Raw genomic sequence first — 13,063 nt, 5'->3', positions numbered from 1 at the left:
AACTATTTTTAGGTGGTGGTTTGTAAATGTTTGGGAAAATAATAACTGCTATAGGCATATTTGCCATTATTTTCTGCAGTGCTTGGTTCGTTGAATCTCAGGAAATGTCAAATAAACTGAAGGCAGATCAATCTAAAAAGTATGAAAGTGAATGGAGTAATCTGGAAATAGAAGCGGATGTATCTGATTTTGCTCCGAGAGAGTACGTGAAAATTAGAGAAGTGTCTTGAGAAAATTTTCAAAAATACGTGGTAAATATGACTAATGAGACTTGGAAGGTCCGGGCAAATTTGACTTTGCTCGGATCTTTTTTATTTGAAATGATTATGAGATTATAATGAATAATGCAATCCTAATACGATGCATAACTTCTTTGGTTTATTTAGGTAAGGGGTTTTGGGGTTTTTCTGAAATGAGCGTACATCACATGAGAAATAAAAAGGTACATATTTGGGACAGTCAGGAATATGATGGAGTATATTTAGGTTTTAATTCAAATAACTGAAAAATAAAAAAATAGCATGCTATAATAACAATAAAGAGTACACGGAAAAATCCGTTTAAAGAAAGGATCTTTTCTTATTATTTACGTAAAAAGGGGGATCTCAGCTGATGGAAGGAGCAAGGTATTTATTTATTGATTTTGAATTTACAATGCCAGAACGGAATTGGAAAGGGTTTTATCCTGAAATCATTGAAGTAGGCTATATTTTGGTAGAGGGTGGAAACATCGTTGACCAGTTTTCATCTTATGTGAAACCAATTAAGTACCCTCATTTATCTAAAAGGTGTAGCTCGTTTTTGAAAATTTCTCAACAACAGGTTGATACAGGCATCACTTTTAAACAAATGCTAGACCAGTTTTCGAAAATACCAACTGTCTCCTCCTTAAAAATCGTTACATGGGGAAATATGGATATGAAGGTGCTGCGAAATAATTGTTTACATACGGAGTTACCGTTTCCCTTTGATGGTAAAGAAATAGATTTATCAATGGAATATAAACGATTCTTCGGTAATCAGAATCAGACAGGTTTATGGAGAGCTGTGCAAGAGTATGGAAAAGAAGGCACGGGGAAGCACCATAAAGCATTGGATGATGCCTTAACGACTTATCAGATCTTTAAGCTTGTGGAAAAAGATAAGCGCTATCTAAAGAAACCAAAGCCTGCTACAATCGGGGACGTCATAGATTTTTCTAAGCTGTTGAAGCAACATGTGTAAGGACTCAAAGTGAAATTGGGTCTTATTTTTTTGCATGTAAACCTGTTTTTAATATCAAACCTTATGCAAAAAAAGTGGTCAAGGTGCTGCTAAACTACGAATGAAAAAATTCGCTGTTTTTACAGTACTGTTGCTAATCTACTCCACTTAATCCAGTACTAGCTTGCATTGGATTCATGGTGTGAGAGAAGGAATGACGGTTAGCAAGCCGAAGCGCACACATACTATTGAGAAAGCAAATATCAGAAAAGAAAAGGAGCTAACTAGAAATATGGAGTACAAAGAAATGCCCACATAAATGATTTCAAAATCAGCCAGAACTGTAGGCAAAAGAGATGGACTGTTAAGGGGTGTTTAAGTCCTAAATTACTCAATGTGATTTAGGACTCAATCTGTGACAGTTCGTTTAAAAACAATTATTTAAAATAGTCTTTTTCTAATGATTTTAAGTTCATTAAGCTTTTTTCTGCCCATTGCGTGTTTTTGCTAAGTAATTCTGCACGCATTTTTTCAATGGCTTCTTGAAGTGAATCTTGATAGTCGGGAATATCTTCGGTAAAAGGTTTCACCATTTTTAAAGGGACATTCGTTTGTTCCCTATATGCCAAGGCTCTTCTTTCTTGAAAGAAAACGCCGTCTACTTCTTTAGGATGGTGAAGATCACCTTGTGTAGGATGCTTCAGCACTGCTAAGACCCTTACCAAATAACTTTGCGGACGGATGTCTGTGATTTCTCCAATATATTTCCCTGTTTTGTATATCCCGGTAACTTTATCTCCAATATTTAATTCACTCATTGATGTACCTCCTAACAATTGATCTTGCCTATATTATGAATGAGAAAGAAATGAAAGACAATCCATAAAACAGATAGATAGGCTCTTTACAAAGCGGTACAATATTAAAATAATGGTAGTATAATACATATGCTTGGGAGTGAGAAAATGAGAAAAAAATGGTTTGTTTTATTTGCCACGCTTCTTTTATTACTTGCTGGTTGTGGTGAGAATAACGATACAACTGATGCAGACAAAGAGGACAAGTCAACAGCAGAGGAAAAAACACAAGAAGATGATACAGGCGAAGCTGCTAAAGTAAAAGGTTTCCCACAGCTTTCCAATGAAGTAGGGGAAAATGAGCAAGTCGTTAAGTTGGTAACATCATTAGGAGAAATTACGATTAAACTTTTTCCCGATATTGCACCAAAGACAGTAGAAAACTTTATCACTCATAGTAAAGAAGGCTATTATGATGGCGTTATCTTTCATCGTGTTATGAAAGAGTTTATGGTCCAAGGTGGAGACCCTGAAGGCACAGGACTTGGTGGAGAAAGTATTTACGGGGAATACTTTGAGGATGAATTCTCTAATCAATTATTTAATATTCGCGGTGCCTTATCGATGGCTAACAAAGGTGCTGATACAAATGGTAGTCAATTTTTCATTGTTCAGAATACAACATTAGGGGATGGCCTAGAACAACAGATGAAAGATAATGAATATCCAGCTGAAATTATTGAGAAATATGTGGAAAGTGGTGGAACGCCATGGCTAGATGGGCGTCATACTGTTTTTGGACAGGTGATAGATGGAATGGATATTGTTGATGATATTGCACAAGTAGAAGTAAATGAAAACGATAAACCAGTAGAAGACGTGATTATTGAGAAAATACAAGTCATCGAATAAAGGTTGGTATAGATTACATCGACTGTTATAATAAGGATATCAACGAAAGTAAGAAAGGAACATAGCCGTGCTTCAAACTTATGTGTTTTCTTTATTTCTTTATTTTCCAGAAGACAAGACAGAATATATTCCGGCCGTTATATGGTTAGTTGCCTTTATGATTCTCGCAGCATTTGTAATGAGATGGTTTATTCACCACTCAAAAAAAGAGAGTGAAAAAACACGCGAACTCGAAGACCAATTAAAACAAAAAAGTAAAAACTCTTCTGTTGATTGAAGACAACTTTCATGTTTGTAAACTTTTCGACAACCACTTTGAGTAGTGGTTGTATTTTTTTTGGATTGGGAAAAGCTAAGTGCATGATTTTCTTTTTGGAGGCTTTCTTTATGAATAAGAAGATAGTTTATTTATTATTTAGTCTATCTGTTTTATTAATGGGTTGTACAGAACAGGAAGTAAAAAAGGTAGATGTAGAGATGTTTAACGCAGTTGGGGATTCTCTTGGTAAGGTTAAATTAGAAGAGCAAGCCAGTGGGGTCAAGTTAGGGTTAGATTTAAAAGGTCTGCCACCTGGGGATCATGCTATTCATATCCATGAGAAAGGTGAGTGTGAGGCTCCTGACTTTAAATCGGCTGGTAATCACTTTAATCCCGAAGATAAAGATCATGGTTTACTGAATCAAGATGGTCATCATGCGGGTGATTTACCTAATATTATTGTGGAAGATGATGGGAAAGTGAAGACAGACTTAGTTGCAGCTGAAGTTACAATGAAAGATGAAAAGTCTTCATTATTAACAAAAGATGGTACATCTATTGTCATTGATGAAAAAACAGATGATGGAATGACACAGCCTTCTGGCGACTCCGGGGAAAGAATTGCCTGTGGAGTGATTTCGAAAGACAAAGAACCAAAGCAGAAAGAAGCACAAAATAGTAAGAGTTAACCAATATTATATGAATGGAAGAAAGAACAAATTCTGGAAGGAATTTGTTCTTTTTTATTGCTTAGGAAACGATAAAAAACTAGGCTGGTTTATCGATGGAAGAGAGTAAACCATTAAGTGAACGAAGTGAGTCATAAGTTTTTTAAAATAAAATTTATGAAAATCATTGCGTGAATAAAAGTAAGAATATTATGTAAAAAGCGTATTTATTTTATAGTAAATATGCTTTAATAGGTTAAAGGGAGGGGACTTTATGAAGCTACTAGAAAATAGTGTAGTACAACTGATTCCAATGGAAACTTGTCATATTGAAGGGATAAGCAAGGCAGCGAAAGACGAGTCAATTTGGACACATATGTCAGTGGATTTAACCCAATATAGTGACGTCGTTACATATGTTGAAGCGGGTATCAAAAAGCGTGAAGAAGGAAGAGAGTTCCCTTTTGTTATTTTTAATAAAAAGGAGCAGCAAATTATTGGCTGTACTTGGTTTTTAGATGTGGACCTTACCCATAAAAGGTTAGAAATCGGTTCAACATGGATTCATCCTCATTATTGGCGCAGTGCAATCAATACAAATTGTAAACACCTTTTATTGTCTTATTGTTTTGAAGAACTGAAATTTAATCGAGTACAAATAAAAACAGGCCATGAGAACCTCCAATCACAAAAGGCAATTGAGAGAATAGGTGCTAAGAAGGAGGGGATATTACGTAATCATATGATTCGTAGGAATGGAGAAATTCGTCACACAGTGATGTATAGTGTGACAATAGAAGAGTGGCTAGAAATAAAAAAGCATATAGAAGAGAATTTATTGAAATAAAAAACATGTCGGAAATAGTTTTTCCGACATGTTTTTACAGAATCCTTATGAAAATGCTGTTTTTAAACGATGAAGTCCATCCATAAGTATATCATGAGGGCAGGCGATGTTCATACGGACAAACCCTTCACCACCTGGGCCATATTTTGGTCCTGGCTCTAATCCAAGTTTTCCTTTCTTTACAAGCTTTTGCTGAATGTCATCATCAGTTAAGCCGAGTTTACGACAATCTAGCCAGATTAAATACGTCCCTTCTGGATCAACGACATCAATATCAGGCAATTCTTTTTCTATAAAACTTTTTACACTCTGGATATTTTGTTGTAAATATGAGAGTAAAGCTTCTAACCATTCTGTTCCATGGGTATAAGCCGCTTCCATGCCGACCATTCCAAAGATGGATAATTGATGGAAGCCTTGTCTAGCTTGAAAATCTTCAAATTTTTTCCTTAATGTCTCATTTGGAATAATAAGGGCAGATGCTTGCAACCCAGCAATATTAAAAGTTTTGGTTGGTGCAATGCATGTAATCGTCTGGCCTCTCAGTTCCTCGCTTAAGCTAGCGATAGCGACATGTTTTTTCGGCTTATAGACGAGGTCTGCATGAATTTCATCTGATAGGATTAAGCAATCATAAGCGATACATAAGTCACCGATCTTCTGTAAATCCTCTTTTGACCACACATTTCCTCCTGGATTATGAGGATTACAGAGAATAAACATTTTCGCCCCTTTTTTGAGTTGCTGTTCAAAGTCATCAAAATCAATTTTGTAATGTCCATTAACAAGCTTAAGTGGAGAACGTAAAACTTTACGATGATTACTTTCAATGACATTTGTGAATGGCGGATAAACAGGGGTATGTATTAATATATTGTCCCCTTCTTCTGTATAGGTCTGTACGACCGCTGCCAAAGATGGAACCACACCAGTATTGTATAATATGGACTGCAGGGGAATATCCCAGCCGTGATGAACACTTACCCAATCCTTGATTACTTTTGGTAAGGATGGGGACGCAAATGTATAACCATAAATTCCGTGATCTAAACGTTTTTGTAGTGCATTTGTTACCTCTTTAGGCGGTTTGAAATCCATATCTGCAACCCACATTGGAAGGACATCTTCTTCTCCAAAAACCGTTTTGGTCAATTCCCACTTCACTGATGACGTATTTTTACGATCAAAAATTTCATGAAAATATTGATTTTCCACTTCTATCCCACCATTTCTTTATTTATCGATTTCTATCTATATGATAAGATATGTAAACATAAATGAAAAATAATAAGGTGAATGTATAATGAATACACAACAAATGAATCTATTGTTAGTAGATTGTTTAAATGATTGGGACCCATTTCATATCGGTACAGGCAATTACGATACGGAAATAGCTGATATAATCCAAATAGTACAAACTGTTGACGATACTAATGAATTGGCCCATAACATCCAAGCTATATATGAATTCTCTTTTGATGAAGTAATTCCTCTTGCTCAATGTAAAAAATATGCGCAGAAACTCCTGGTGATAAAAAATAATAGTTCTTGCGAGATTGAATGAATGGGTGAAGGAATAAAAATTATCTCACCCCACCATTCCTTTTTTCTGTAAATATTGTTCGATAATTGCTACAATCTCCTCAGGCTTTTCTTCGGGTATAAGATGTCCTGCCTGCTTAAGGATATGTAATTCGCTATGCGGTAGGTCTCCCTGTAACCTTTGACCGATAGAGAGAGGGACCACCTTGTCTGCCTCCCCCCATATGAGTAAACAAGGAGTGTTAATTGTTTTTAATAAGGTCTCATCCAAATCTCCCTCCCGGTCACGTATCATTCTCGCTAAGGAATAGAAGATATCCTTGTTTAAAAATGGTTCTAGATAACCATCCCTCATGGCATCATCAATCATTTCTTTTTCATATACAACGTTGTTTAAGTTTTTTTCTACACCTGATTTCTCAAGATATCTTTTTACAAAATGAGAAAAGAAAGGTAGGTGACTTGCGTAAACATACTTTGCTGGCATTTTCGGTAGATAAGAAGAGCTACATAATAAGACTACAGCCTCGAGCAAGTCTGGTCTTTGATGAGCAATGTTTAGGCAAATTTGTCCTCCCATTGAATGCCCAACCATCACGATTTGTTGAATAGATAATTTTTCAAGAAGTAAAATAATAGTTGAAGCAATATTTTCATAAGAGTAGATAAACTTTTTTGCTTTTCCGCTCTTCCCAAATGGTGGGAGGTCAATTGTGAGTACTGTATTTTCTTTTTGTAGCAATGGTATGAGTTTTCGAAAACTAAAGCTGGAAGAAAGAAACCCATGCAATAATACAAATGATTGTTTAGGGGTTGGGTGTGGGTAATATTCATAATAAAAGTCATTTCCATTTAAAAGCATTTTATCGTTTGGCAATGGTTGTCCTCATTTCTTTACAGTGATGTAAGGTGTTACTATAAGTCATATCATTCGTGGCCATTGCTTACAAGAAGAAACATTGTATTTTCGGCATAAAATAAAAAATAGGCAATCCTATAACAGATTGCCTTCAACAAAGGGGGAATTCTAGAAAGACTTACAATACAAGCCTTTCCGAATACCTACATGTTTATACGTAAAAATTGGAAATAGTTTCATTCATATCCTGTTGATGAAGCATAGGATGGTTCAACTCATTCTGATTTTGAAGGTCAACTTGTGGATTTGTAATAGTTGATACTGGGATGTCCAATATTGTACATAGCTTGAGGATTGTTAGCGTATCTGGGGTGGAAATACCTGACTCATATCTTTCGATTACTGCACTACCTACCCGCGCTCTTTTTGCAAGTTCAAATCTTGTTAACCCATGTTGTTCACGGACTAAGCGAATGTTTTCACCAATGTGATTCATTTTTATCCCCCCTTCTATATTTTATTTTACCACCAATCAACTTTTTTAATGGGTAATTGTATGAACATTTCGTTAATTAATTGTGACTATTTATTGACTATCCATTTTACTTTTGATATTAGCTATAGAGTATGATATAATTTTTTATTGCGTATATAAACGATAAAATATTAATAATTAGGAGTGTTCCCATGTCAGAGAAAATTGAAGTAGGCAGCGTGATTACTGGTAAAGTAACAGGTATTCAACCTTATGGTGCCTTTGTTGCATTAGATGAAAATACACAAGGACTTGTTCACATTTCAGAAGTTACTCATGGCTTCGTTAAAGATATTAATGAACATTTAAGTGTTGGAGATGAAGTACAAGTAAAAGTACTTTCTATTGATGAAAATGCTGGAAAAATCGGTCTTTCTATTCGTGCAACACAAGAAGCACCAGCTCCAACAGAAAAAGAGAAAAAACCTCGTAAACGTCCAAATAATCCTGTAGCTCAAAAAGTAGAGGATAATGGTAGCCAAGGTTTCAATACACTAAAAGATAAGTTGCAAGAGTGGATTGCACAATCTGAGCGTGAAGATTTAATTAAAAAATAAGCTAGTTCAGCTTCATAGAAGACACCGGGAAATCTCGGTGTCTTTTTTTTTGTCGAATGAAAGAATCATTTAATTCCTTGGGAGTAACAATTACAGAGAGGCATTTATTTTATTTTTTAAAATAAATAAAAAAAGATGTATTCTTTGCAATCCTTAGTAAAAAAAATGATAATAACAAAAAAGGAAGGTGATAGAATGGAGAATTTTACATTTTGGAATCCAACGAGATTGATTTTTGGTAAAGGTGAACTTAGTAAATTAAGTGAAGAGATTTCTCCTTTTGGCCGTAAGGTGCTGGTAGTTTATGGTGGTGGAAGTATTAAAAGGAATGGTCTATACGATAAGGTAATGAATGAGCTTGAGAAAATGAATGCAGAAGTGTATGAACTAGGTGGGGTTGATCCAAATCCTCGTGTCTCTTCCGTTCGTGAAGGTGTGAATATTTGCCGCGAGAAAGAAGTTGATTTCATTCTAGCTGTTGGTGGCGGGAGTGTCATCGATTGTACAAAAGCTATTGCGGGAGCAACGAAATTTGCTGGTGATGCTTGGGATATGGTGACAAATAAAGTAAGAATGGAAGAAGCGATTCCCTTTGGTACCGTCCTTACATTAGCTGCAACGGGTTCTGAAATGAATTCTGGAGCGGTCATTACTAATTGGGAGACACATGAAAAATTGTCTTGGGGAAGCCCGGCTGTATTCCCTCAATTTTCAATTTTAGATCCAGAACATACATATTCAGTGCCAAGAGACCAAACGATTTATGGCATAGTCGATATGATGTCTCATGTACTTGAGCATTATTTCCATTTGGAAGAAAATACGGACTTTCAAGATCGTATGTGCGAATCTCTCTTAACAACGATAATGGATACGGCTCCAAAACTAATAGATGACTTAGAAAATTATGAGCATCGTGCGACCATTTTATATAGCGGTACAATGGCGTTAAACGGTATTCTAAATATGGGTTATAAAGGAGACTGGGCAACGCATAATATTGAACATGCTGTATCGGCAGTCTATGATATCCCTCATGGTGGCGGTTTGGCCATTTTATTCCCTCATTGGATTAAGCATACATTACATGCCAAGCCTGAGAGAATGAAACAATTAGCAATAAGAGTGTTTGAAGTCGATCCAACAGGTAAAACAGATGAGGAAGTTGCATTAGAAGGGATTGCTCGTTTAAGACTGTTTTGGAACAGTATTGATGCACCAGAACAATTATCAGATTATGGTATAGACGATAGCAAGCTAGAAGATATGGCAAATAAAGCCGTTCATAATGGTCCTTTTGGTCGTTTTCAAGTATTAGATAAAGAGGATGTTCTTTCAATCTATCGTTCAGCATTATAAGGAAGAAGCTCTCGTGTGAAACGGGAGCTTTCTTTATAGGTTCTTGTCATATTTGGGTTTAATGGAATTGTGGTCACCTGGTATGAGTTTGCTTATACAAGCATAGTAAAAAATGTGAAGGCTAATTTGGCTTATGCACGAGTGATGGGTTATAAACCTTATTTTTGGAGATGATGTAATCATGAACTATATAACGGGGTTGTGCAAACCGTCGGTGGCGAAGACTGATTCTTGAAAAATTCCTTGTCTTTCGATAAAGTGATAGAGGACTATTGATTCATGAAATACATAAGCGGAGGAATAACGATGACTCATATACAGTTTGATTATACGAAAGCGTTTAGCTTTTTTAGTGAGCATGAACTATCATACTTAAAAGGAGCGGTAACAGCAGCGCATACCGCTATAGAAAATAAAACAGGAGCAGGTCATGAATTCTTAGGGTGGGTAGATTTACCGAAAAATTATAATCGCGAGGAATTTGCAAGAATTCAACAGGCAGCATCAAAAGTCAAGCAAGATTCTGATGTTCTTTTAGTAATCGGAATTGGTGGTTCTTACCTTGGCGCAAGAGCTGCTATTGAGATGTTACAACATAGTTTTTATAATGCTCTTTCAAAAGAAAAAAGGAAAACACCTCAAATCGTTTTTGTAGGCAATAATATTAGCTCTAGTTATATTCATGATGTCATCGATTTATTGGAAGGTAAAGACTTTTCTATTAATGTCATTTCTAAATCTGGAACAACGACAGAACCAGCAATTGCCTTTCGTTTATTCCGAAAAATATTAGAAGAGAAATATGGTGTAGAGGAAGCGAGAAAACGAATTTACGCTACCACTGATAAAGAAAAGGGCGCGTTAAAAACATTAGCGAATGAAGAAGGCTATGAGTCATTTATTATTCCGGATGATATTGGTGGAAGATACTCTGTGCTAACAGCCGTTGGATTATTACCAGTTGCCGTTGCGAATATTGATATTAACCAAGTAATGGAAGGGGCTGAAGTTGCTCGTAAAGAGTTAAGTTCTGCCGATATAGAAGAGAATATCGCATATCAATATGCAGCAGTAAGGAATGTCCTTTATAATAAGGGTAAAACAATTGAAATGCTTGTTAATTATGAGCCGGGGTTACAATACTTTTCAGAATGGTGGAAGCAATTATTTGGTGAAAGTGAAGGAAAAGATCAAAAAGGAATTTATCCTTCATCTGCCAATTTTTCTACTGATCTTCATTCACTTGGTCAATATGTGCAAGAAGGTAGAAGAGATTTATTTGAAACAGTTATTAAAGTGAAGAAACCACGACATGAAGTGAAAATTGAAAACCTTGAAAATGACTTAGATGGTTTAAACTATTTAGCTAATCAATCGATTGATTTTGTGAATCATAAAGCATTCGAAGGAACAATGCTTGCCCATACAGATGGCGGTGTACCTAACCTCATTGTAACGATTCCAGCAATGGATGCATTCACTTTTGGTTATCTTGTCTATTTCTTTGAAAAAGCTTGCGCTATTAGCGGGTATTTACTTGGTGTGAATCCATTTGATCAACCTGGTGTGGAAGAATATAAAGTGAATATGTTTGCATTGCTAGGTAAACAAGGTTATGAAGAGAAGAAAAAAGAGCTTGAAGAACGCTTGAAATAAAAGTCTTCAACTCTTAACGGTCTAATAAGTAAACATAAAACAATTGTATATGGCTGATTGACCACAATTCATGCATAAAGTCTATAGATCAGCCATATATTTTGAGATTTTACCAAACATCATAAGGTTTCTATGTCCAAGATTAACTTGTATTTTTTCAAATGGTACCCAGCTTCTTATCATATAACTTTCAATATCTCCTTTTAGGTATGTTAATCAACAATTCTTACATTCTTCTCTAAAATATATGCTTTTATTTTAAAAAAATAAGACCTGGTTGGTCTTAGATGCTACTTTCCATCCACCGAGCACTTCCATGTTTCGATACTGAAAGTTCGAATAGGTCATAGATAGAGAACTACCCTAGGTTGTTTTCGTTTACTAGATAAACGTACCGAAACATAAGATCAGTAAATGAAATACATATTGGCTATGGGTTTGTTTATCCCGGTATCGGTATTTAAAGCGTGAAGGGTTTATATTACTACTTATTTGTTATGTTTTGAAGAATAATGAAAATTAATATCCTCTATTCATTAAATAGACAAACCAAACAGCATGATTTTGCTCATCTTTAGCTGCTCTATTAAATTGTTCTTTAATATATGGGTCACTGGTTTTATCGGCAATTTCTAAATAGAAGTCCACAGTTTGTTGCTCATCGTTAAATGAATAATCTAAACCAGTTTGATAAGAATTTGGACATTGATTAGTTAATTGAGGCGAATGCTCATGCCCTGTTAGTTGTCGGTATATTTCGTTAAAAATCCTAAAATGTTTTTTCTCATCTTGTCTTATTTCTTTAATAATAGTCCTAGTTTTCTCATTAGGTGCTAATTGCTGAAGTTTCTTATAACAATTAATTGCAGAGTACTCACCATTAATGGCTTTAGAAATATCCATTATAAGTTCGTGATTGTCTCTGAATTGTATTGGCTTACTCATATAGTACATTTAATCAACTCCTTAATCTAAATCAGTTTAGAATATGCAATTTGAAAAATTAAGGAATTTGTACACAAGAATTATTAAGACTACTAGTACTAAGAATAATGGTGATGAACAAACTCAACGGTTTCACCCATGCTCTAAAAAGAGGGTGGAAGGCCGCTGTTTTTTTGCGAAGAGCTTCCAAAGAAGAAGTGATTAGGCTTAAAGAACATCAAGCCTGGTATTTTGTGTTTTCGATTTTAACAATTAATTGATTCGATTCTTTAGCCACTTTTTTTGTCTCCATTACAAGTTGAAAGATGTTTTCGCTACAACGCTGTGCCCCTTTAATTAAAAGTGGCACCCCTATGGAATCAATTCCAAGACCTCGTGAAAAAAAGCCTCCAAGTGTCATAGCTAACGGTACAACAGGAGAGGTATTAGAAAATATTATTTTTTTATTCATAGTTTGATGCTGTAGAGATAATAGTTCACTAAAATTATATAGTGATTTTACAGTTAGTTTGGATGATCTTCTCCCGATAGTATAAACCGTATTACCATCACTATCAATTCCATGATAAATAAACTCCCCAGCGTCCTTCTTTTTTAGCTTGTTAAAGTACGGAACAGATAAAATCTCTTCTTTACTTGGTATTAAATTAGTATCACTCAAAATATTTAGGTGATAGGCAGCGGCTAAAGAGGTGGTATGGGTACCTCCAAAATCGTGATATATATAGATGATTTTTTCTTTCATATCCATCCATCCTCTCTTTTATAATTAGGGTAATCCTACTTCATTCTTTCCATAAAAGTAGCCTATTATAATTCCTTGGAGATTCTTGAGAGGAGCCAAAAGGTGGAAATGATAATCGAAAAATAGGAGAACCGGCTTAAGAGTGGTAATTATAAGTTAACCAGCTCTCGATAATC

16 protein-coding genes are annotated in these 13,063 nt (G+C 35.3%); 10 read left to right on the top strand and 6 right to left on the bottom strand.

The features are described 5' to 3' along the window. Window positions 1-26 precede the first annotated feature (26 nt). Both MKY26_RS12985 and kapD read left to right on the top strand, forming a co-directional pair. The gene (locus MKY26_RS12985; protein WP_095372067.1) at window positions 27-230 is read left to right on the top strand and encodes a hypothetical protein; all 204 of its coding nucleotides are present in this window, start codon (window positions 27-29) and stop codon (window positions 228-230) included. A gap of 379 nt (window positions 231-609) precedes the next feature. Continuing rightward, a complete protein-coding gene (gene kapD, locus MKY26_RS12980; RefSeq protein WP_095372068.1) occupies window positions 610-1,224 on the top strand; it encodes a 3'-5' exonuclease KapD in 615 nt (204 codons plus the stop codon). Between the two features lie 416 nt (window positions 1,225-1,640). Here kapD and MKY26_RS12975 read toward each other — a convergent pair whose 3' ends face one another. After that, entirely contained in the window at window positions 1,641-2,021 is a 381-nt protein-coding gene (locus MKY26_RS12975; protein WP_095372069.1) for a kinase-associated lipoprotein B, read from the bottom strand. Between the two features lie 147 nt (window positions 2,022-2,168). Here MKY26_RS12975 and MKY26_RS12970 point away from each other — a divergent pair, with 147 nt between their 5' ends. The 4 genes from MKY26_RS12970 to MKY26_RS12955 all read left to right on the top strand — a co-directional run bounded on the left by MKY26_RS12970 (window position 2,169) and on the right by MKY26_RS12955 (window position 4,686). Then, window positions 2,169-2,912: a peptidylprolyl isomerase gene (locus tag MKY26_RS12970; protein WP_095372070.1), complete on the top strand. Its 744-nt coding sequence runs from the start codon at window positions 2,169-2,171 to the stop codon at window positions 2,910-2,912. Window positions 2,913-2,979: 67 nt separating this feature from the next. Further along, complete coding sequence (locus MKY26_RS12965; RefSeq protein ID WP_095372071.1) at window positions 2,980-3,189, top strand: hypothetical protein; 210 nt, start codon at window positions 2,980-2,982, stop codon at window positions 3,187-3,189. A 110-nt stretch (window positions 3,190-3,299) separates the two neighbouring features. Next, complete coding sequence (locus MKY26_RS12960; protein ID WP_095372072.1) at window positions 3,300-3,860, top strand: superoxide dismutase family protein; 561 nt, start codon at window positions 3,300-3,302, stop codon at window positions 3,858-3,860. A gap of 253 nt (window positions 3,861-4,113) precedes the next feature. Further along, a complete protein-coding gene (locus MKY26_RS12955) occupies window positions 4,114-4,686 on the top strand; it encodes a GNAT family N-acetyltransferase (protein WP_307318151.1) in 573 nt (190 codons plus the stop codon). A 45-nt stretch (window positions 4,687-4,731) separates the two neighbouring features. Here the strand turns inward: MKY26_RS12955 and MKY26_RS12950 are convergent, their stop codons facing one another. Continuing rightward, window positions 4,732-5,901 (bottom strand): MalY/PatB family protein, encoded by a 1,170-nt coding sequence (locus MKY26_RS12950; protein WP_307318150.1) that lies wholly within the window; start codon window positions 5,899-5,901, stop codon window positions 4,732-4,734. Between the two features lie 88 nt (window positions 5,902-5,989). Here MKY26_RS12950 and MKY26_RS12945 point away from each other — a divergent pair, with 88 nt between their 5' ends. Then, the gene (locus tag MKY26_RS12945) at window positions 5,990-6,253 is read left to right on the top strand and encodes a DUF1871 family protein (protein ID WP_307318148.1); all 264 of its coding nucleotides are present in this window, start codon (window positions 5,990-5,992) and stop codon (window positions 6,251-6,253) included. A gap of 24 nt (window positions 6,254-6,277) precedes the next feature. On the opposite strand, the gene MKY26_RS12940 is transcribed toward MKY26_RS12945, so the two are convergent. Further along, entirely contained in the window at window positions 6,278-7,108 is an 831-nt protein-coding gene (locus tag MKY26_RS12940; RefSeq protein ID WP_341097857.1) for an alpha/beta fold hydrolase, read from the bottom strand. A gap of 193 nt (window positions 7,109-7,301) precedes the next feature. Continuing rightward, on the bottom strand, window positions 7,302-7,586 hold the full coding sequence (locus MKY26_RS12935; RefSeq protein WP_341097856.1) for a helix-turn-helix domain-containing protein: 285 nt from the start codon (window positions 7,584-7,586) through the stop codon (window positions 7,302-7,304). A gap of 191 nt (window positions 7,587-7,777) precedes the next feature. On the opposite strand from MKY26_RS12935, the gene yugI reads away from it, so the two are divergent. The 3 genes from yugI to MKY26_RS12920 all read left to right on the top strand — a co-directional run bounded on the left by yugI (window position 7,778) and on the right by MKY26_RS12920 (window position 11,197). Next, window positions 7,778-8,182 carry a S1 domain-containing post-transcriptional regulator GSP13 gene (gene yugI / locus MKY26_RS12930; RefSeq protein WP_095372077.1) on the top strand — a complete coding sequence of 135 codons (405 nt, stop codon included), beginning with the start codon at window positions 7,778-7,780 and terminating at the stop codon, window positions 8,180-8,182. A gap of 195 nt (window positions 8,183-8,377) precedes the next feature. Then, the gene (locus MKY26_RS12925) at window positions 8,378-9,541 is read left to right on the top strand and encodes an iron-containing alcohol dehydrogenase (RefSeq protein WP_341097855.1); all 1,164 of its coding nucleotides are present in this window, start codon (window positions 8,378-8,380) and stop codon (window positions 9,539-9,541) included. A gap of 306 nt (window positions 9,542-9,847) precedes the next feature. Next, window positions 9,848-11,197 carry a glucose-6-phosphate isomerase gene (locus MKY26_RS12920; protein ID WP_341097854.1) on the top strand — a complete coding sequence of 450 codons (1,350 nt, stop codon included), beginning with the start codon at window positions 9,848-9,850 and terminating at the stop codon, window positions 11,195-11,197. A gap of 519 nt (window positions 11,198-11,716) precedes the next feature. Here the strand turns inward: MKY26_RS12920 and MKY26_RS12915 are convergent. Beyond that, window positions 11,717-12,151: a ferritin-like domain-containing protein gene (locus MKY26_RS12915; RefSeq protein ID WP_341097853.1), complete on the bottom strand. Its 435-nt coding sequence runs from the start codon at window positions 12,149-12,151 to the stop codon at window positions 11,717-11,719. 208 nt (window positions 12,152-12,359) lie between these two features. Then, a complete protein-coding gene (locus tag MKY26_RS12910; RefSeq protein WP_341098692.1) occupies window positions 12,360-12,875 on the bottom strand; it encodes a DUF3189 family protein in 516 nt (171 codons plus the stop codon). Between the last annotated feature and the right edge of the window lie 188 nt (window positions 12,876-13,063).

It is taken from the genome of Cytobacillus sp. FSL R7-0680 (assembly GCF_038009245.1).
GTDB classification, from domain to species: domain Bacteria; phylum Bacillota; class Bacilli; order Bacillales; family Cytobacillaceae; genus Cytobacillus; species Cytobacillus kochii.
The sequence above is the reverse complement of the archived record's forward strand: the minus strand, read 5'-3'. Positions and strand labels throughout refer to the sequence as shown.

Excerpts from the sequence above, each read along its gene's own strand:
- MKY26_RS12970 (WP_095372070.1), top strand. The coding sequence starts at position 2,169 with ATGAGAAAAAAATGGTTTGTTTTATTTGCCACGCTTCTTTTATTACTT.
- MKY26_RS12975 (WP_095372069.1), bottom strand. The coding sequence starts at position 2,021 with ATGAGTGAATTAAATATTGGAGATAAAGTTACCGGGATATACAAAACA.
- MKY26_RS12960 (WP_095372072.1), top strand. The coding sequence starts at position 3,300 with ATGAATAAGAAGATAGTTTATTTATTATTTAGTCTATCTGTTTTATTA.
- MKY26_RS12925 (WP_341097855.1), top strand. The coding sequence starts at position 8,378 with ATGGAGAATTTTACATTTTGGAATCCAACGAGATTGATTTTTGGTAAA.
- MKY26_RS12915 (WP_341097853.1), bottom strand. The coding sequence starts at position 12,151 with ATGTACTATATGAGTAAGCCAATACAATTCAGAGACAATCACGAACTT.
- MKY26_RS12935 (WP_341097856.1), bottom strand. The coding sequence starts at position 7,586 with ATGAATCACATTGGTGAAAACATTCGCTTAGTCCGTGAACAACATGGG.
- yugI (WP_095372077.1), top strand. The coding sequence starts at position 7,778 with ATGTCAGAGAAAATTGAAGTAGGCAGCGTGATTACTGGTAAAGTAACA.
- MKY26_RS12985 (WP_095372067.1), top strand. The coding sequence starts at position 27 with ATGTTTGGGAAAATAATAACTGCTATAGGCATATTTGCCATTATTTTC.
- MKY26_RS12920 (WP_341097854.1), top strand. The coding sequence starts at position 9,848 with ATGACTCATATACAGTTTGATTATACGAAAGCGTTTAGCTTTTTTAGT.
- MKY26_RS12945 (WP_307318148.1), top strand. The coding sequence starts at position 5,990 with ATGAATACACAACAAATGAATCTATTGTTAGTAGATTGTTTAAATGAT.
- MKY26_RS12955 (WP_307318151.1), top strand. The coding sequence starts at position 4,114 with ATGAAGCTACTAGAAAATAGTGTAGTACAACTGATTCCAATGGAAACT.